Annotated in this window: 11 protein-coding genes; 5 read left to right on the top strand and 6 right to left on the bottom strand. The window is 52.3% G+C overall.

Annotated elements, in window-relative coordinates; translation table 11 throughout:
• Positions 1-227 precede the first annotated feature (227 nt).
• From P0D43_RS05360 to P0D43_RS05350, 3 genes are all read left to right on the top strand, one after another.
• Positions 228-854, top strand: coding sequence for a TetR/AcrR family transcriptional regulator (locus P0D43_RS05360; RefSeq protein ID WP_394673452.1), 627 nt, complete (start codon positions 228-230; stop codon positions 852-854).
• Positions 855-912: 58 nt separating this feature from the next.
• Positions 913-2,151: a hypothetical protein gene (locus tag P0D43_RS05355; protein WP_394673451.1), complete on the top strand. Its 1,239-nt coding sequence runs from the start codon at positions 913-915 to the stop codon at positions 2,149-2,151.
• An 82-nt stretch (positions 2,152-2,233) separates the two neighbouring features.
• Positions 2,234-3,439: an ammonium transporter gene (locus P0D43_RS05350; RefSeq protein ID WP_394673450.1), complete on the top strand. Its 1,206-nt coding sequence runs from the start codon at positions 2,234-2,236 to the stop codon at positions 3,437-3,439.
• A gap of 13 nt (positions 3,440-3,452) precedes the next feature.
• On the opposite strand, the gene P0D43_RS05345 is transcribed toward P0D43_RS05350, so the two are convergent.
• The 5 genes from P0D43_RS05345 to P0D43_RS05325 all read right to left on the bottom strand — a co-directional run bounded on the left by P0D43_RS05345 (position 3,453) and on the right by P0D43_RS05325 (position 15,500).
• Complete coding sequence (locus tag P0D43_RS05345) at positions 3,453-4,154, bottom strand: DUF599 domain-containing protein (protein WP_159568205.1); 702 nt, start codon at positions 4,152-4,154, stop codon at positions 3,453-3,455.
• Between the two features lie 8 nt (positions 4,155-4,162).
• Complete coding sequence (locus tag P0D43_RS05340) at positions 4,163-4,789, bottom strand: hypothetical protein (protein ID WP_394673449.1); 627 nt, start codon at positions 4,787-4,789, stop codon at positions 4,163-4,165.
• Positions 4,790-4,866: 77 nt separating this feature from the next.
• Positions 4,867-9,714, bottom strand: a complete 4,848-nt coding sequence (locus P0D43_RS05335) for a CapA family protein (protein ID WP_394673448.1) — start codon at positions 9,712-9,714, stop codon at positions 4,867-4,869.
• Between the two features lie 12 nt (positions 9,715-9,726).
• Positions 9,727-13,740, bottom strand: coding sequence for a translocation/assembly module TamB domain-containing protein (locus tag P0D43_RS05330; protein ID WP_394673447.1), 4,014 nt, complete (start codon positions 13,738-13,740; stop codon positions 9,727-9,729).
• A gap of 29 nt (positions 13,741-13,769) precedes the next feature.
• Positions 13,770-15,500: an autotransporter assembly complex family protein gene (locus P0D43_RS05325; protein WP_159568202.1), complete on the bottom strand. Its 1,731-nt coding sequence runs from the start codon at positions 15,498-15,500 to the stop codon at positions 13,770-13,772.
• 572 nt (positions 15,501-16,072) lie between these two features.
• Here P0D43_RS05325 and P0D43_RS05320 point away from each other — a divergent pair.
• Entirely contained in the window at positions 16,073-18,298 is a 2,226-nt protein-coding gene (locus P0D43_RS05320) for a hypothetical protein (RefSeq protein WP_394673446.1), read from the top strand.
• Positions 18,299-18,415: 117 nt separating this feature from the next.
• Entirely contained in the window at positions 18,416-19,264 is an 849-nt protein-coding gene (locus tag P0D43_RS05315; RefSeq protein ID WP_394673445.1) for a hypothetical protein, read from the top strand.
• Between the two features lie 64 nt (positions 19,265-19,328).
• On the opposite strand, the gene P0D43_RS05310 is transcribed toward P0D43_RS05315, so the two are convergent.
• Positions 19,329-20,402: a 2Fe-2S iron-sulfur cluster-binding protein gene (locus P0D43_RS05310; RefSeq protein ID WP_394673444.1), complete on the bottom strand. Its 1,074-nt coding sequence runs from the start codon at positions 20,400-20,402 to the stop codon at positions 19,329-19,331.
• Positions 20,403-20,406 lie beyond the last annotated feature (4 nt).

The following is a 20,406-nucleotide window of genomic DNA, read 5'->3' as shown; positions in this document are numbered from 1 at the left end:
CTCCTGGATTTTCGGGATTCGGTAATCGAAATTACCGAAAGTATCGTGAATTCGTCACAATCCAGAATGGCGATGTGCAAACGCACAATCAACCCATGAAGTTACTTTAGAGTACCGCCTCTATGCATATGGTAATTTGGGTTACCGATTTTCCAATTCGCCATTGTAATTAATATGATGATTTGGTGAATAATTCATGAAACCCACTTCACACCCGGTTAATCAAAATGAATGCAAGCACTGCTGTTGGCAAAATTGATCTGAATGTGAACCCGGCGAAAATGCGCAAAGCCACACTGGACCGCATTGAAAATGCTGTACTGGAACTGTTCACCAATCACGATTTCAATAGCGTACCGCTGATTGAAGTGGCACGTACGGCCAACGTGAGCTTGCAAACCATTTATAAGTACTTTGGCAGCAAAGAACGATTGGTCGCTTATGTACTGGACACCACCTTGAGCCGCCTGGCCGACCGAATGATCGACCACCTGGAGGGTATTGAGGATTACCGTGAACGCCTGAGAAAGACACTGTGGGTGATGTTGGACTATTTTGACAAGCACCCCAAGGTGATCTTGCTGCTCACTGTGTCGATACCTGCCAGCCGTTATCACGACTTGCCCGTGTATGAAAGCCCGGAGTTGATGGGCGCATTTTTGGGCATGCTAAAGGAGGGCCAGCAAAAAGGTGCGTTGAACAACAGCGTGTCGAGCAAAATGCTGCTGGATGTATTCATGGGCGTGTTTGGCCGTGTGGCGCAAATGCACTTTTTGCGCAAAGAAACCGACCGCCTGATCGATCAGTTCGATGGTTTGTTTGCAATTCTATGGGGAGCCCTGAAAGCACCTTGATTTGGAACTGTTGCCGCGAGTAGAACACTTAAGTTCAATCGGATCCCCATTTACCAGCATGTCATTTCACATTGAACTGTCAAACGCCTCCGTGTGGCAACAGGTGAGCAGGCAGACAGGCTATACCGGCCCAACAGCCACCACCCAGGCGCACACACCCCAGTTACCTGCAATTCCCCCCACCGGCAAGGCCTGGGCTCAATTCACCGCAACACCCACCAACAGCAAACCTTATTCAGAGCACCTCTCGCAATCCATTCAGGGCATTCGTCAGTTCATTCAGCAACATGCGGCCGCTGGGGCGCAAAAAAATGCAGCACTGAATTCACTCCGCGATTTTGAAGCCACCAAAGTGAATTGCAGGCCGACCAGCCTCACGCCACTGATGGTGAATGAAAACCGGCGCAACCTGCACCTGATTTCCAGCCATTTAGGTAACGAGACCATTTCACTTCCTAAAAGAATCGGCGCCGTGCTGAGCCTTGCAGAAGGACTAAACGTGTGCATCGAGGGGACCACACTGAATATCCTGAGCTGCGCGAGCGACCTTGTTGAGCAGCAACAAGGGCTGGCCGGCTTGGTCATTCAAACCAAAAATGACCTGATCGACCAGCACTTGCTTCAGCTTGTTCGGCAACAAGACAGCCGCCACCTTGGCACCAAACAGGCGAAAGACCTTGAAATTCACCATGTGCAAGCACTTAAAAACCATGTGGCCACTGATTGGGGACTGTCGGTGACAGAGGATCGCTATGCAACCCGGGAATACCAAGACCAGGCCGGTGAAATGGCCAAGGCTTTGCTTGAAAAAACAGTGACGCCCGCTGCACTGGCTGCTGCCGTGGCCGATAAAATTGCCAGCCACCTGACCAGCTTCACCACACATTGCCTTTCCACTGGCATGCCCACGGAACAGCTTAAAACAGAGCCTTTGCGCCAAATGATTCAGGCTGAATTTGGCCACGCCATTGAACTGGAGCAATGCCTGCAATTCAATGACGATTACAGCGAAGTCAAACTGCGACCGCACAGTGAATTGACACAACATGTCATGCAAGCGTTTCAACACATTGGGCTCATCGCCAGCAATTTAACCATTGCACACCTGGCAAACCAACCACCCTGCACCGTCGAACAGGCGCTGGAGCAAATTCAGCATTTGCAAGGACGGGTCACCGAATTTCAGGCCAATCAGCAACTCCCCTGGAATCTTGGCTTTTGGTATGGAAGCAATCAGTCACCCGACAAAAAGCGCCAACAGGAAGAAGAACGCAGAAAACCAGGGGTGCACCAATAGCGTGCATTTTTGGCTTTTGAAACGGGCATTGTTTTTGCAGCTAATGCCCCACTTTCAACCACAAACCTGAAAATTCACCAAAATGGAACAAATCACTCTCGCACTGGACACTCTTTTTGTGCTTCTAGGCGCCATCATGGTGCTTGCAATGCACGCCGGTTTTGCATTTCTGGAAGTGGGCACAGTGCGCCACAAAAACCAGGTCAATGCGCTTGTCAAAATTCTGGCCGATTTTTCGGTCAGTACCATCAGCTACTTTTTCATTGGTTATGCCATTGCATACGGTGTTGGTTTTTACGAACCGGCCACCGTACTCAATGAAGGCAACGGCTACTCACTGGTTAAGTTTTTCTTCCTGCTGACTTTTGCTGCAGCCATTCCCGCCATTGTGTCGGGCGGCATCGCCGAGCGTGCACGCTTTGTGCCCCAGCTGGTGGCCACCGCCGCGCTGGTCGGGCTGGTCTACCCAGTGTTTGAAGGCATGGTGTGGAACGGCAACTATGGCTTTCAAGAATGGCTGACCACCAGCTTTGGTGCGCCCTTCATGGACTTCGCTGGCAGTGTGGTGGTTCATGCAGTGGGTGGCTGGATCGCTCTGGCTGCCGTGTTGCTGCTGGGCTCACGCCGTGGCCGCTACACCAAGGATGGTCGCATCAGCTCACACCCACCTTCATCAATCCCCTTTCTGGCGCTGGGCAGCTGGGTACTGGCAGTGGGCTGGTTTGGCTTTAACGTCATGAGCGCCCAGAAAATTGAAGGCATTTCAGGCCTGGTGGCTGTGAACAGCCTGATGGCGATGGTGGGCGGCACGCTGGGTGCTTTGGCAGCTGGCCGCAATGACCCGGGCTTTGCCTACAACGGCCCACTGGCTGGCCTGGTGGCAGTGTGTGCGGGCAGCAATATCATGCACCCCTTGGGTTCGCTGGCGGTGGGCTCAATGGCTGGCGTGCTGTTTGTTTACATGTTCACCTTCACGCAGAACCGCTTGAAAATAGACGATGTGTTGGGTGTGTGGCCCTTGCACGGCATTTGTGGTGCATTCGGCGGCATCGCAGCCGGTGTGTTCGGCCAGCAGGCCTTGGGCGGCATGGGTGGTGTGTCCTTCATGAGCCAGTTGATCGGCACACTGGCCGGGGTGGCGTTTGCATTGCTGGGCGGCTTTGTGGTCTATGGATTGCTCAAAATAACCGTTGGCATTCGACTAAGCGACGAAGAAGAGTTCAATGGCGCAGACCTGACCATTCACAAAGTCAGCGCAAGCCCCGAACGCGAAACCAGCAGCTGGTAATTCACAGCCTGGTTTATTTCGACATGATCTGCAGGGCTTCGGAATAGAAGTCCCTGCGGATCAGCACAAACACGATCAATGCGCTGAATGCCATCAGCAAGCCGGGGTGAATCATCCAGGTGACCGATGCAATACCAAAGTAATAACTGCGCAAACCACGGTTGAACTCATCGCCCGCCAAACTGTTAATGCGGGCCATGCGTGACACATAGGCTTCGTTGTAATCCTTGTCGGGATTTCCGTCTGGTGCAGCACCCACCAAAATAGTGAGCAGGTTGAACTGCCGCAGGCTCCAGGTAAACTTGAAATAGGCCACCACAAACACGGTGAGCACCAACAGCACTTTAATCTCCATCAAACCACGGCTAACCTCCCGGCTGAACGGCAAATCGCTGGTGATATTCACCAGTTGATCAAGCGTACCCAGCAATGCAAACAGACCCGCAATAATGTAAATGGTGGTGTTGGCATAAAAGGTTACGCTGTTGACCAGGTTACCGATCAGCGCCGTGTCACCCACCCGGTTGCTGCGCCCGAGCATTTCACGGGCCCACAGCTTTCGAAACTCATGCGTTTTTTGCGACAGGCCACGCCGACCAAAACGGGTGCGGCCATCGAATACATAGTTGTAACCACGAAAGCAAATGACAAAAAATGCCACGGCGATCCAGTCAAAGACTGTGAGTAAGGAAATTGCGTTTTGAACGGCGGTCATGTCAGTTTTTATTGGCTAAGTTTTTTGTGAATGAGTTCTGCATATTTTCGGATGGTGTTGGCTTGGTCCGAATCAAATCCGATATTGCGCAAGCCCCCGCTGCCTTTTTTGCAGTCGGCACTCGCCATGATATTTGTTGGCGTTCTCACTGTGGCACCCGGTGCACAAACGTGCCCCAAACCAAAAGCATGTCCCATTTCATGCTCCAGCGGGCTTTGATAGCCACTTAAAAGCCGCTCCCAATCCAGCAACACATAGGGGCGATTGCTGTTGCGCCGACCATGCCCATCTTGATGGGAAAAACCTTTGCCCGTGCTGTAGCTGTCGACGATGTAAACATTGATGTGGGTGGCACTACGCACAACCTCATCATGGCACTCATTGACCCAACGCGCCACCACGTCACCCTCATAGGGGGAGGCCCGATCACCCGCCTGTGCAAGCGCACATTGACTGTCTTGAATTTCCGAATACTTGCGAAAAACCACAGGACCAAAATTCACCAAGATCGCGCCCTCGCGAGTACGAAAACTGGCATTTAAATGTTCAATCCATTGCAGCACACGGCGCTCGTCAATCAAGTCAGCGGCCTTCCGGGACTCGGTCAACATCACCACCTGAACTGGAAATGACAAGTGCCCGTTTTGTGCAAATGCATTTACACAACAAAAAACAAGCAGCCCAATCAGGGATTGAATCCATCGGCAACTGATCACGGGTGCCCCCCTTTGTCCACAAGCCCCAAAGATGAAAACAAATCCTGCCATTGCAGGGCAACTGCCTCAGGCCTGAAACGCAAGGATTTCTGGCGGGCTTGCTCACACAGCCTTTCATGCAAAGCAGGATTGTCAAACAGTGAAAGTATTGCATTGGCCATGGCATCCACATTGCCAAACGGCACCAACAGGCCGGTGTTGCCGTGGTCGATCAAATGAGAAGGACCGTAGGGCACGTCAAAAGCAATTGGCGGACAACCATGACACAGGCTTTCCATGATTGTCAGCGAAAAGGCTTCTCCCTGACTGCTTAAAACGGATAGGCCTGCAGTTTCATATTGGGTAGCTGGCTTGTCGGTCCAGCCGTTCAGGCGAACCCGTCCTTGCAGGCCGAGGGACTGAATCAATGACTCCAGCCCAGGCAAGGTAGGGTCGCCTGGATTACCAAATCCGTAAAAATCCAGTGACGCCTGGGGGTAACGGTGCACCACTTTTGAAAACGCGGAGATCGCCATGTGCTGATTTTTTTCCGGGCTGTAGCGTGCCACGCAAACCAAACGAAAACGGTCTCTTTGAAAAAACGGCACAGGCGGCTCAACAGGCTGGTACGAGTGACCAATCGAGAATAAACGCCCCTGTCCGTAACGGTTTTGAATGTCGGTTTTCTGCTGATCGGTCAGAACAACGATTGCATCTGCACGATCAATGTCATGCAAGATATCCCGAAAATTGGAGTTAGTCGGACCATGAGCAATATTTTTGTAGCCCGAGGTGTGGACGGCATGCACTACCGGCACCACGGCCACTTGCCCTGGCATCTGCTGATGAATGCGTTGCTGCGCCATCAGGGCAGGTTTGTACAAAAGCCGGTTCTTGTCCACGATCAACACATGCTTTCCACCACGCCTTTCAAGCATGGCGCAAAGGGCATGGGCAATCAAAGCCTGTTCATTGGGCAACGATGCCAGCAAATCACCACCCGGGCCATGCAAGCGGATGTTCTGCAACACCATTTTACCGTCAACCAATTGATGGTATTTCGCAATGGCCAAACTGCCATTGGGCCGCAGGTAATGCTCATGCGTCGCAAGCCCGGTGCTTTTGCACAGGTACTGAATGCAACTGAGGAAACCTCGGGAGTCATACCTGTCTTTGCGAAACTTCACACCACCACAAAAGTGGTTGATGTAATTCAGCGCTTTGTTGGCGGGGTTGCGCGCCAAATACATCACTCGATCGCCGCGCGTATCGTTGATGCGAACATCATGTGTATTTGGCACAAACTCCACGCGAAACTGTGAACTCTTCAGCACCTGTTCGCCAGTGTTCAACACCGCATCCACTGTGTCTGCCTGCTGAAGAAAATCATAAACAGATTCGACAACTTGACGCTTTGGCAAGGCACCCGCAGACATCAACTGTTGGGCAGATTCATGAAGGCGTGGATTGTAGCGACAGGTTAACAGCGTGGTCGAAACACCCAGCTGTCCATGGAAAACCTCATTGCGAAGCAATGCTGCATTTTCGACACCTGTGCGCTGAAAACCCATGTCCTGGTTCAGAAGCCACACCGAAACCTGCTTCAGGGGTTCATTGAGCTGGCAAGGCTTGTCGGGATACTTCAACAGCACGCGCACAGCTTGTTGACTCAACACCAGTTCGCGATTGCCCAATTCATCGCTGGCCAACCATTGGATTTTTACTTCGAGCAAACCGTTCTTCACCGCTTTGCTGGCCGGTGGGCGAAGGCCTGCCAAGTCCCGGTAAATTTTGCCTGGCTCCCAGCGGGAAGTGGGAGCCATCCAGTCACAAGGGTCGTGCTCCATCCCCTGCCCCCAGTTGGGCAATTGTTGGTCCCAACTGTTCTGGGCGCGAATATTCAACCGGGCGTCTTTGGTCAAGACGCTGTCCGCAGACCAAAAGGTTTCAACCCACAACATCCCACGCTGGTTTAATTCATGTGGATGAATCCGAATGCCCATTAAGCGCACAGGCCCCCACTGACATTGTTCAGTATTAAGGTTAATCAGGGCATCCGTTGGTACGCTGGGCACACAACAGATGTCCAGGTGAGATGGCACAGACCCGATCATTTTGGGATCGGCTGGAGCGGGTAATTTATCGTGCAACGTTCGCACGCCGCCAGGCACTTGTTCTTTTTGCGGCAAAACGATCAGCACCCGCTCTCCCTGGTTCTGAACCAGAGTTCCCAAGGCCTGGCATTTGCGCTCAAAGTCTTCGCAAGCAGACACAGCCTCATGCCCGTGATACTGGCGGGTGTAGCCAAACTCAGAGCCCACCGGTACATAAACAACAGACCGAACGCCATGCATGCCCAGTTCACAGAGAAAAACACCGCTGGTGACGCACTTTCGAATGGAGTCAAACAGGAAATCTCCCGCATCGTAAACAATGGGCACGCCACGATGCACTTCAACGCCATGCAGCACGTGGGCCGATGCACCCAGCAACAAGTCTGCGCCGCATTCAATTAAGGCATGTGCACAGGTGCGTGTGCGCGGGTCAGGCTGTGTGCTCCAGTTGTTGCCCCAATGCAAAGCCACAACAACCAGATGGGCCTGCTCATGCGCACGCTGAAAGCAATCCTCTACCTGCGCTTTCCAGCTTTCAGGGGCGATTGGATCCAGGTAAGCCGTTCCCGGCTGGGTGCCTGTTGCGGCAAAACGTTTCTGAGTGAGGTCGAAATTGAACAGTGCTATGCGCACATCGCCAAGCTGACGAATCAGGGGTTTGAATGCAGATTGACTATTGTGGCCTGTGCCCACAAAACCCAAACTCGCCACATGCGCCCAATGCAATTGATCCAGCAGTGCATCGTGCCCGTAGTCACCGGAATGGTTGTTCGCAGTGCACAACACATCTACACCGCCTTGCACCAGAATATTCAACATTTCAGGTCGTGCCCGATAATAATAAGGACCACTTTCGCCCTTGTCGAAACCTTGCTCGCCCTGATTCGAGACTACGCACTCGAGATTCACAACGGTTAAATCTGCGGCCTTTAAAACCGGCACTTGTGACAACACTTTATCAAAGCCCAACGTATGGGCCCTGTAGTGCATTCTTCGTCCCAGGTTCACATCACCCGCCCAGGCCAGAATCGGGCCGTCAGCCTGCGTACTGCCAGTGGCCGATGCAGCGGCTTGATCCAAAACACCTATCGGTGTTTTGTCGGGGCTGTTGAGCAAAAACTTCCGGTAAGCCACCAAACCCGACACGTAATGTTCAACATCATCAATGCGAACGCGGTAAGCATGGTGGCGAATGAAAAAGGCACCATTCAGGGTGTCCGGTTTTGCAAAGTACATGGCCCATTCTGGCCAGAAATACCCGGTTAACAAGTAGTTCGCACGCCAGTGCATGGCACGGTAAAACTTCTCGACATCCACTTGCGCATACAAATCAACAAACTCTGGCATGCCCTGCAAACGCGAGAGCATTTGTTGGGCCGCCATCATCAACTCCAGCAATGTAGGGAAAGTGGTGATGCGGTTTAATACAAAATCCAGATGACTCGAAAAATTGCGAATGCCAAACTCGAAATACTCGCGTTTGGGGCGATACAAGGTGAGCTCATTGACGCAATAACTCATCCAGTGGTCGTTCGCTTTCCAATGGCGCGCTTCAATGAAATATTCAAAGGCCAGTTCCACCGCCTGAAGCCACACGGGGCGACGCGTAATTTTGTACAAACGCATCAAGGCGAATGCGGCCTCGCCATCGTAGTAAATTATCCGGAACTGTTCCTTCACGGAAAGATCGGGATAATTCAGCACATGCACAAATTGACGAGTCGTAGGGTTGAGCATGGCCACAATTCCTTGGGCCAGTTGTTCCATCAACTCAATGTAACGGGTTTCGCCTGTCAGTTCTGTGTATTTGGCCAGGGCCAATATGCACACGGCATTGCCACCCAACTTGATCTCATTGCCGGTATCAACCAGAAACGCGGCTTGAATTCCGCCGCTCAGCGTCACGCGCTTAATCAGTTCAGTCGTCAAACAATGCAGTGACCGATCAATTGCAGACTTCAGGAATGAACTTTGTGTCAGTTCCCAGGCTTCAATCATTGCATAGGTGGAACTGGCATGGCGCAGGGTGTTGTACGTTGGAATTTCCTTGTTGAAACAGGGAAAAATGCCATACACAAATGAACCGCTGTCTTTGACCTGTCGCGCCAAAAATTCACTGGCATTGAATACCAGCTGCCCGCACGACTCCGCCTCCAGGTCGGGCAACTTACGCCGTCCAACCGCCACGCTAGCGGGCTCCAGGGTGTGCACCACCCCATCGGTGCCCACGTAAGCACCTTGGGTGGAAAACAAGTACACCGGTTGCTCACCCGCGTGATTCAATACAAACGACTTGCCATACTTTTTGCGCGCATACTTCTCAAAATTTCCGACATGGAGTTTGGCAAATTCTTCTTCGGAGCCACCGTACAACATCGCATTGCCGTTGAGCTCGCCCCACAAAAAGGAATGCTTGAATTGCGGATCCAGTGCAATGCCAAGGCTGAAGTAATTGCGTTTTGTTGTTGAAAGCAGTGTCTTCAACTCGGCCCATGTCACTTTCTGAATTTCGCACACCCAATCCACACGCACATGTTCAACGTCGACCGATGTTTTACGAAACGACGCGGTGACATGGGCATGCAATGCGCTCCAGCTGGCTTCAAACGATTGACTGGCAAAAACTTCGACAGTCGCACGCGCCTGCCCATTGGAATGCGACAACATCAATACACAGGTATCGTTGTGTTCGACAGGATTCAACCCTGAGAAATGTTTGCCGAGTTTTTCAAGCCTGCCCGAATTGATCATATTGTTTTGCTGTCAGTCAAAAGAGAATTGATAAAGAGCATCCACTGCATTGTCTGCGCCTGCCCGGGCAATAAAACTCAACCGTCGGGAATACTGATAGTTCAATTTGATGATACTGGCTGCGGTGGTGACCGACTGATCAAAACTGAAGTACACGCGATCGCTGAACCGTTTGCCCAACGACACAATCCGCTGCGACAACAAAGGGTCATCAGATCCAATCACATTGGCAGATGCATCTGCACCCGGTGCAATTGCCACCTTGCTGCCCACCGCGCGGGAATCTGCTGCGGTCAGCGAACCCGTGCTTAAGCTAAGATCATCAATGCCAATGGATTTTGCAATTTTACGGGTCGTGCTTTCGTCATCATCTCCGAAAATCGCAGCAGCCGCTGTCAGTAGCAAAGTTGAGTCACGGTCCGCAGAGCCGCTACCGCGACCAAGGATCATCCATGACAGTTTTTCCGAATCAGGCACTGCTGGTTCACTCACCAGCCTGACAGTGGGTCGCTGCGCAGTGCCGGTGACTTCAACACCCGCTTCAACCGCCACACCTTTGCGCACTGCTCGCACATTCAAGCCCGGGTTATCAAGTGGCCCCTGGAAATTAACAACGCCTCGATCAATGGCAAGGTCTTGTCCATAGGCACGGTAGGTTCCGCCGACCGTTTGAATGGTCCCGGTCGCGCTCAAACGTCTGCCCGATCGACGCTGGCCACTTCCACCAACACCTTCCAGCATGACCAAACGCAATCCTCCCTCAAGCCTGCTTCTCAATCCTTCTGCATTAATGTAGAACCGATCACCCAGGTTTGCCCGAAGTTGCAAATCAATTGGAAGTCCTTGTCCGGCCAACTCACTGCGACCCTGGATAAACACGTCATCGCCCAGAGTTTGAGGACCACTTTCAGGCATTTCAAAATAAGCACCCAAGGTGTCGATTTCACCCCGAATTTTCAAGGGTTCTCCGTCTACGACAGGCTGCTGAAGAGTCACATTCGAGTTCACCATCATCCATCGGTCCGGGCGTTGCAACAAAGGTACCCTGTCCATCGACAGCCTTATTTCACCGTTCAATCCGGTCAAATTCCAGACCCCCTCCGCCTTCACTTTTCCATTGCCCTGAATCAGTGGCCCCAATTGTTCAATGTAACGGCGAGGTGGTACGCGATTGTATACAGTGAACTCAAAGGTATCGATACTGGCCTTGTCCGTGGTGAAATCAACAACCACATTGCCGTCCTCAAGGCGAACGCCTTGATCAAGCTGAAAAACATCAAGATCCATTGCGAACAAACGCCCTTGAACATCCGGGTTGTTCGCGGTACCAGCAATGGCCATGGCAATCTGGCCTGTGCCACTGGTTCGCACACCGCCACTGATCATGGGGCCAAGCCAATTCAGTTCAGTAAAACCCGCGGCTACTGAGCCCTGCATGGGCTCATCTCCGGCAATGGCCCATGTCTTGGTCTGCGGATTTTGTTGAACCGGCAGCCGGAGGTTGGCAGACACCGCACCAAAATCATCCGCCAGAATATTGACATCGATACTTGCAGCCTCACGATTAAAATCCAGACTTGCGATCATGGTGCGAATGTCTACATCCACTTGCGAGTCTTCCAGTATTTGCAAACCGCCAGACACATGTTGGATGTCCACATGACCATCCACCTTGTTTGGATTGGCCAGATAATTCCAGCGCACACTTGCAACCAGATTCCGCGGTTCCACAGTCAATTGCTTGCGGAAGATCGGGGACATCCGAGGAAATGAGAACTGCGGCATTTCGCCTTCGGCCCGCACTTCCCGGTTTGCAATGCGAAGAATTCTGTTGTTGATGACAGAGGTGTCCTCACCCTTAATCACCAAATCAAGCAACTCGACATATCCCGGGGCGAGCGTGAGCGGTGCCGGGGCTTGCAAAGCCAGGCTGCGGGCAGGCAGCCACATGCCCTCCACTTTCATTTTTGTCAATTGGCCCTTCCAGCCCGAAGTTGACTTTGGAACTTTCAACTCGCCAACTCCGCCGTTGAACGCAAACTCACCTTTCAGTTGACGCTGGCGACTAAAAGGCTGCAAACCACTGGAAAACACGCCTTTCAATTCGTGGCGACTACGAACACCGCGAAGAGTCAGTGTCAACTCATTCAAGGTATTGGCAGTTTCACCCGGCACCTTGATCTTGCTCGCCACAATATCGCCGACCCAGGCAGCATTCGGAGCTGATCCAAGGTTGAACTGCCCAGACACTGTTTCGATTTGCAGCGTGCTGCCCAACTTCAATTGCCGTACATCGATATTGCCTTCACCCGAGAAATCACCGTCGAGCCCGCGCACCCTGCCCTGCAAACGCGCAACACCTGAAATATCCATGCGAATCAGCTTACCCAAACGCGGCAGTTCATCCAGATTCACATCCAGGTCAACAAAGTCCGCCTGAGTTCCATAACTTCCAGTCGCCCGTACTGTATTGCCAACAACATCAAGATCAAGAAACAACTTAGTCAAACGCGAAGCGCCACCTTTGGCCTTGGCAATCAAGGTTAGCGGTGCGTTGGCCAATCGGGAATTGGTCAAATCAAGATTGAGTTCACCAAACGGATCAATGGTGCTGCCGCCCTGGGCCAAAACGCCACGAAAAGCTGCCTTGCCATTCAAATCGCCCTGCATGAAAGGGCTGGCGTTCGGGATGTAATTGGCTGGGTTGATTTTTGAAAGATCGAGTTGAATATCGGCTGGCATCTTCCCGGACAAGTCCACTGAAACCTGACCCCGAAGTTCCGCCCCACGATCACGCAGTACAAGCTTGGTCACCTGCAAGCGTTGACCCGTTTTTGCGCCTTGAATGCTTGCATTCAGCGCCAGCCGTTGAGGCAATTGTTCAAACACCGACGCATCGACATTGTTCGCGTTGAGTTCAAAGTTCATGTCTCCGGCCAAAGGATCCATACTGGCAACATCGTCACCGACACGCTCGGGGGCGCGCCACTGAAGAACCGCTTTGGCTTGCCCGGCCTGGCGTTTTCCATCTGCAAAAAGAAGCTCATCAACCCAAACATTCAACTGCTGGGGAAGTTGCTCACTCAAAGTCAATTTGAACCGAGTTTGCATGACAGAGATGGGTACACCACCTGCTTGTAAAGTGGCAGGCTGCGCATTGCGAACAGAAATATCGCCGACAGTCTCGGAAAAATCCTCGTTCGGCTGAACATTCGCAACAATGGTAAGTGCCGCACGGGGAGCACCATTGAGCCAATGTGCGGGATTGAAATTTCGGGCGTCTAATTGAACGGTCTCAACCGGCGTTGAACGAAACGGCGTGAGTACTGCCTGAGCCTGCACACTTTGGCTTTGATCGGCCCTCTCGGGGTTTTCTCCCTTGGCATCAATCGCCAACTCAAGGCGCTCAAGAGAACCCTTGGCAGCAACATGCGCATCTAGCAGCAAATCGTCAAAACCGCGCTGCGCATTCACTGAACCGTCAATTTGATAGGGCTTCTCCAGGATCAGATTGAACGCGGAGGCAATCTGCGTATCCTGTACATTGATTGAGAAATTGCCAACCTGCAACTGACCCGACTTGACCGCTGCAGTGGCATTCAGTTGCCTGAGCACCTCCCCATTGATCAGCAACTGCTCCACGGCAAATTGATTCAGTTCAATATCGACTGGCACAGTAATTTTGTCAGGAAGCATGAACGGTTCGTCAGCGTCGGAAGGCGGCGCGTCTACACGCACCACCTTTGCAGACAGGTGCTTGATTCGAATAACCCGATACCACAACTCAGACCAGTCAACACGCAGCTGAACTTGCTCAGCCTCCAGCCTTGTTTCATTCTGCTGCCATTGAACAGACTCAATATTGAACCCTGTCCACAAAGTACCGCGGATTTCACCAAACTCCAGCTTGGGATCATCGCTAGCATTGATCCAGTTTTGCGCTGTTCCAGCTGCAAATTGCAAACCTTTTTCGGAATGAATCAGCCAGACAATTCCTGCAGAAACCGCAGCAGTGACCAGAACCAACAATAGAAATAATGCAAGAACCCCGCGCTTCAAAATGCCACCCCCAGCGCAAAATGTATTCTCAGATTATCCTGATCGGCTGCTTTGGCCACATCAAAAGCAATCGGACCTGCCGGTGTTTTGTAGCGAACGCCAACACCAATGGCCGGTTTGGGATCAAAGTCGCTCCAGTTGTCTGATACATCGCCCACATCGGTGAAAACCGCCGCACCAAGTGGTCCACCATCAAACCAGCGTGTGTACTCCAGGCTGCCAATCATCAAACGTCGACCACCCACCAAAATTCCTTGATCAATTACACCCAGATCAAGAAAATCGAATCCACGCAGGCTATTGGTGCCGCCCGCGCGAAACAAATAGTCTTGGGGAATATCGCGCCGGGCGCTGGCCACCACCGTACCGGCCTCGAACCTTGCAGAGAACAGATTCTCCCGGGATGGCGACCAGAATTTTTGTGCCCGCGAGTACAAGCGAATAAAATCCTGATCAGAAGCAAACTGTTCAGAGGCTACCGCCAATTGACTAAAAACAATATAGCCCTCGGTGGGATTCAAACGGCTATCTACCGCGTTTCGCAGCCACGAAGAACTTGCAACGAGGGCTTGCGTTTGTCCAAAATTCACACCCAACGCCCTTCGCTCCTCAAGCTGAAAATTCAAGCCAAGCCGATACTCATTGTTGCCTTTGTTGAATTCCCGGATAGCGCCAACCGAGGAACGGTCAACCTCCAGATTCGATATTTCCTGGTGGTCAAACGCCACACCCACAGAATCGGTTATCCCGCGCTTTGACGGCGGAAGAAACAGGTCTGCATAGGCAGATTGACGTTTTTGCTCCAATCGAACGCCAGTCACCAGTGAATAAGCCCGATCAAACAGATTGTTATATTGATAAGTCGCTTCAGTTCTAAATCCAGTATTGGAGCTGTAACCTGCACCAAACCCGAGACGCTTGCTGTCGCTCTCCATCACAGTGATGTCAATGGGAACGTTGCGCGGCTGACGATCATCCGCATCAATTTTCACATCCACAGCCGAAAAGTAAGTGGTGCCTTGAAGATCCGACAATAGCCGCAGCAAACGCTCCTGTTCATACCGGTCACCTGGACGAATCGTGTTGTAACGCGAAACCAGATCCTTGGGATACTTGGTCAATCCTTCAATTTGCAGCTCTCCGAAAGTGAACACTGGCCCACTGTCATACACAACGCTCAAGGCAACCGTGTTGTTTTCCGGATCCACATTGGCCAAACTTTCAGAAAGAGTAGCGGCCGCGAAATCTTTGGCCAGCAGATCACGTAGAAGGTTGTCTTTGCTAGCGCTCCAATCTGATTGATTAAAGGGCTGATTAACCCCCAGCAGCCACAAGGTCTTAAGGCGCTCACGCCTTGCAGTAAATTCATCTTTGTTGATCTCTCCATCAAACTCGATGTCAACAGAGATCACTTTGCTCTGCACCCCAGGTGCAATTGTGATGTTTAACGGAGGCGCTTCGTCCTCTGGAATCGTGTCGTCAACCATTCGTTGAATCGATGGGGAGAAATACCCCTGGGTACCCAACGCGTCGCGAATAGCAGGCCTCAATCTCCGGAATAATTGCCAAGCGTCCCCGTTGTCATTGACCTGCGCAGTCGATCGAATTTGTCGGGTAGACCGCTCAATCAAATCCTTGAATTCATCCGGAACCTGATAATTAACCACCGGGGGCGCAAACTCCGTGACTATATCCTGCGCCTGCACGGTGCCAAGCTGCAGAACCATTGAACTGAATGCGATACAAAGCCACCGCACAACCGGAGATTTGTGCTTACTCAAAAACTTCCTCATGCTTCCCTGGACAGATTGGTCAACGCTTCCCGAATTGATACTTTGACACCCCAAAAAGGCATCAAGAAATGGTCAGACTGAAATATCAAATAAAAATGCAGAAATTTACGCTGGTCCTGAATAAATTGCTCAGCCAACAATTTAAATCAGAAATTTGTTATCGGAATAATTCTAAGAACCCCCCACCCAAATGAGTCCCCAGCCTTCCTCTTCACTTACAGAATTACACGCAACAAGATGCCGTTTCCTGAGATTTTAAAATAAAAAACGGCGTGAATTTCACAAAGCCCAGGTGGCACAAAAAGCCTCAATTATCAACACCCACAAACAATTCATTCAAAACAACTACAACCAAATTTAACAATTAAACCAACCCTTGCCCGAGAAGCAAATATATTCCAGCGGATATTTTCGCTTTCCTGAATCCAATTGAAACTGCTGTGAGTAAAACGCTTATAGCAGTGAACTTGCCGAACAAACTCTCTAGCGCCAAGGAACTTAAAATCATGGAAAACGCAAATCCCAATGTGGGCATTATTAAAACAGCAGGTGGCCTGCAAGTTGAACGTGGTGGCCAAATTGTAAACCTCAGCCAAGGCGACGCACTGAAGTGGAACGATGTGGTCACCAACACTGGAACACAAACTGCTGAAGTCTTGATGCCAGCAGTGTCAGCCGGACACGGCGACACCCTGTTGCAATTGGCACCGAATGCATCTGCGAAGCTTGAGCAAATTGCCTCTACAGTTGCAGATGGCGCTACACGTACTGAAGTAGTTGCTCTTAGCGAAGGCGTTGAACTGTATGACATCGACAACGATGTGAGTTCCGCCATTCTGACTCCGTACGAAGGAACCATGTCCGGCCTGGTTGGTGCTGGTTTGTTGGCAGGCGGCAGTGCAGGCGCAGGCGTGGGCGCAGCAATTGGTGGCGCAGCCCTTGGCGCGCTGGCCTTAAGTGATGATGGCGATGACACAACCACCACCGTCGACCCCAGCGACGACAGCGATTCCGACTCTGACAGCGACTCTGACTCCGACAGCGACTCTGACTCCGACAGCGATTCTGACTCCGACAGCGATTCTGACTCCGACAGCGATTCTGACTCCGACAGCGATTCTGACTCCGACAGCGATTCTGACTCCGACAGCGACTCTGACTCCGACAGCGATTCTGACTCCGACAGCGATTCTGACTCCGACAGCGATTCCGACTCTGACAGCGATTCTGACTCCGACAGCGACTCTGACTCCGACAGCGATTCTGACTCCGACAGCGACTCCGATTCAGATTCCGATTCCGATTCCGACAGCGATGCAGACGGCGACACATCAGGCCTGATCGGCGGTATTGATTCCTTGAACCAAAGTTTGGAAGAAACCCCCTTGGCTCCATTGACCGCTGCGACAGGCGCACTGGCCGATGGGCTGACTACGGTTTCTGACGGGATCGCAAGCTTCTCCGAGCAAGACCCCTCCGGCTTGTCAACAGTCCTGGCTGAAACAATAGGTCAGCCACAAGAGGGCTACACCAATGACCAGGAAGGCTTGGTCGGCGTAGTCAGCAATCTTTCACAAGGCTTGGCTGAAGGTGCGGAAGAAACTCCGCTTGACCCAGTGGTTGACCCATTGGCTCAGACACTCGGCTTTAGCGAAGAGGACGGCACCGACGGCGTTGCCTCAGGCTTAAGCAGTGTCGGCGACACGCTGGCGGCTGACGAAAGCCAACTGAGCCCACTGACCTCGGGAATCCTCGCACCAATCGTTGGCACCGATGAAGAATCAGGTGGCTCGACAGGCTTGAGCGGCACCCTGGACGAAGCTGGTGAAGGCCTCACGGACTTGACCAATGAAGACAGTGCGCTTGCACCTCTTGATCCAGCAACATCAGCCGTGTCTGACATGGTCGTGTCGGCCTTGTCATCTGGCATCTCTGATGGAGGTGATGCGATTATCGACAATGCTGAAATGGCCGGCCCTGGCGAGGAACTGATCACGACAGTCGGCACATTGCTGGGCGGCGAGAGCACCCCCGATACAGAAGAACCTCCTCCCGAGGAAGGCGGTACAACTGGTACACCTCTGGATGTTGTACTCGATCCACTTACAGGTGCATTGGACGGCGGCGGTGAAACACCAGAAACACCATTGTCACCACTAACCGATGCCTTGATGGACAACTCGGACCCCGCCGTGTTTGCTGAAAACGTGGCAGGCGTGATTGATGATGTCGGTGCGAATACCCCCCTTGAAGCAGTGACCGACCCAATCAGTGATGCATTGTCCGGCGGTGGTGACGACACAGGCGGCGGTGACACAGGCGGCACCACCGGAACCCCGCTGGATGTTGTTCTCGACCCATTGGCCGATGCAGTGGCAGGTGGCGGTGATGACACAGGCGGCACCACCGGAACTCCGCTGGATGTTGTTCTCGATCCATTGGCCGATGCAGTGGCAGGTGGCGGTGATGACACAGGCGGCACCACCGGAACTCCGCTGGATGTTGTTCTCGACCCATTGGCCGATGCAGTGGCAGGTGGCGGTGACGACACAGGCGGCACCACCGGAACTCCGCTGGATGCTGTTGTCGATCCATTGGCTGAAGCAGTGATGGGTGGTGGCGACACTTCTCCAGTAGAGGACTTGCTTGGCGCAACAGATGGCACACCCATCAGCACTGTGACAGCCCCGCTTCAGGACGCAATCAGCCCACTGACAGGCGGACTCGGTTAATCACACACTGAGCAAACCAAAAAACCCCTCTTCGGAGGGGTTTTTTATTTGAATCCAAATCAATGCACAACGCAGTAAAAATAATAACTTTACCGACAACTCAACGGACATCACCTCATGAGCACGGCCGCAAAAATTGGCACCATTGCCTCCAAGACAGACAAACTTTTGGTTCAACGCCAAGGCGAGCAACTCACCTTGAGCCAAGGCGATGCAATTCTTGCTGGCGACGTTCTTCAAAACAAAGACTTGGTAGCTGTTGACATTGAATTACCGGGACAAGGCACAGGACAAGCCGACTCACTGGTTACCCTGGCCCCAGAATCAGCCGCTCAAATTGCCACCAACTCCGCTGCGCAAGGCGGAGTGATTGAAGTAACCTCTTTGACAGAAGGCGTCGAGCTCTTCGCAATCAGCGAAGGCACAGACGGTGCAGTCTTGCTAGCCGACGCCGGCACTGGCTTCAGTGGCCTGGTTGGGGCAGGTCTTCTATCAGCAGGCACAGCAGGCAGTGTCAGCGGCATTGCCACCGCCATTGGTGGTGGCGTAGGTGTGGCAGCGCTAGCTGCATCCTCCGGAGACGACACCAATGCAGAAGGTTCTGCATTCACCGATGTGCGCGTGGACAACGGTGATGAAACCACAGAACCGGTAGATAACCCCGACAACCCAGACGAAAATGAAAATCCGGAGAATCCTGAGAACCCGGAAGAGCCAGATGAACCCGAAGAACCAGAAGAACCTGTAGACAACCCAGACGAGCCAGAAGCCCCAGTTGACGAAGGCACGACCGGCACGCCGCTGGATGCCGTACTGGATCCACTGGCCGATGCCTTGGGTGACACCCCGCTATCAGTGATTTCAGACCCTTTGTTCGATGCCTTGGGATCACTGCCAATTGGCTCAGCGCCCAACCCCGCCGACACTTTGCCGCTTGATGCAATCACCGGCAATTTACCTGTTTGACTCAAAAATTGGTGCAATAAAAAAGCCACCTCATCGGTGGCTTTTTTTATTACTTCACTGATTGTCACTCAAACTTGTCATAACGGATGTTTCCAGCTTTCACGCCCAGCTTGGAAAATTTTGCGATTGCCGCATCAATCATCGCGGGCGGACCACACAAGTAAGCTTGAACTTCCGACCAGTTCAACTGAAGCTTGTCCAATTCGTCTGTGACATAACCACGCGCACCTGCCCAGCTTGTGTTCACGGGTTCTTCAGACAACACCTGCTTGAAATTCAGCGAACCGCGCCAACCCTGTTGAATGCGAGCAATTTCTTCCTCCGCATACAAATCCTGCTGGGTGCGTGCACCGAACAAATAAACTGCATCGCGTGTTTCACCCGCCCATTTGGCCTGATCCAGCAAACTTAAAATTGGCGCCATGCCACTGCCACCTGCAACACACACAATCGGCGCTGGTTTTTCACCTTCGGCCGAACGCAGATAAAAATCGCCAAACGGACCACTCATGCTAAGTCGGGTTTCCTGTCGGTTGGCAGCAAACAACCACTCAGTGAATTTGCCACCTGGCACTTTGCGCACATGGAAAACCAGTTCATTGGCTTCTTGCCCTTTGGGTGCCATGGCAAAGCTGTAGTTGCGCGACAAGCTAAACTCTTCCAAACGAATTTCGGCATACTGACCCGCCTTGAAAGGCATGGGGTCATCCAGCGCAACACGCAACTCAACGATGTCGTGCGTCAAATCTTTTTGACCCACAATCGTGCCGCGCGTTTCCACCAGTCGATCACCGCCCGAGGTCAATTCCACCTCAATTTCCAGATCGGTTTCCGGAATCGACTGGCAGGCCAAAATCATGCCTGCTTTCAAGTCCTCAGCACTCAACACATAACTGGAGTCGGTCAGTTCACGCACTTTGCCGCTTTTCAGTTTGCACTTGCACTGGGTACAGCTACCCACCCTGCAGTTGTGCGGAAACCCCAAACCAGCCGACAACGCCGAATTCAAAATCACCTTGCGACCTTTCTCTACTTCAAAACTTTGACCACCCGGGGCCACACTCACCTTGTGAGTCACCTTCCCTCTCTTGCCAGCCGCTGCGCCACCCTGCAATCCAAACCATTCAAGCAATTTCATGGTT

It is taken from the genome of Limnobacter sp., from assembly GCF_043511195.1.
GTDB lineage: Bacteria > Pseudomonadota > Gammaproteobacteria > Burkholderiales > Burkholderiaceae_B > Limnobacter.
The sequence above is the reverse complement of the archived record's forward strand: the minus strand, read 5'-3'. Positions and strand labels throughout refer to the sequence as shown.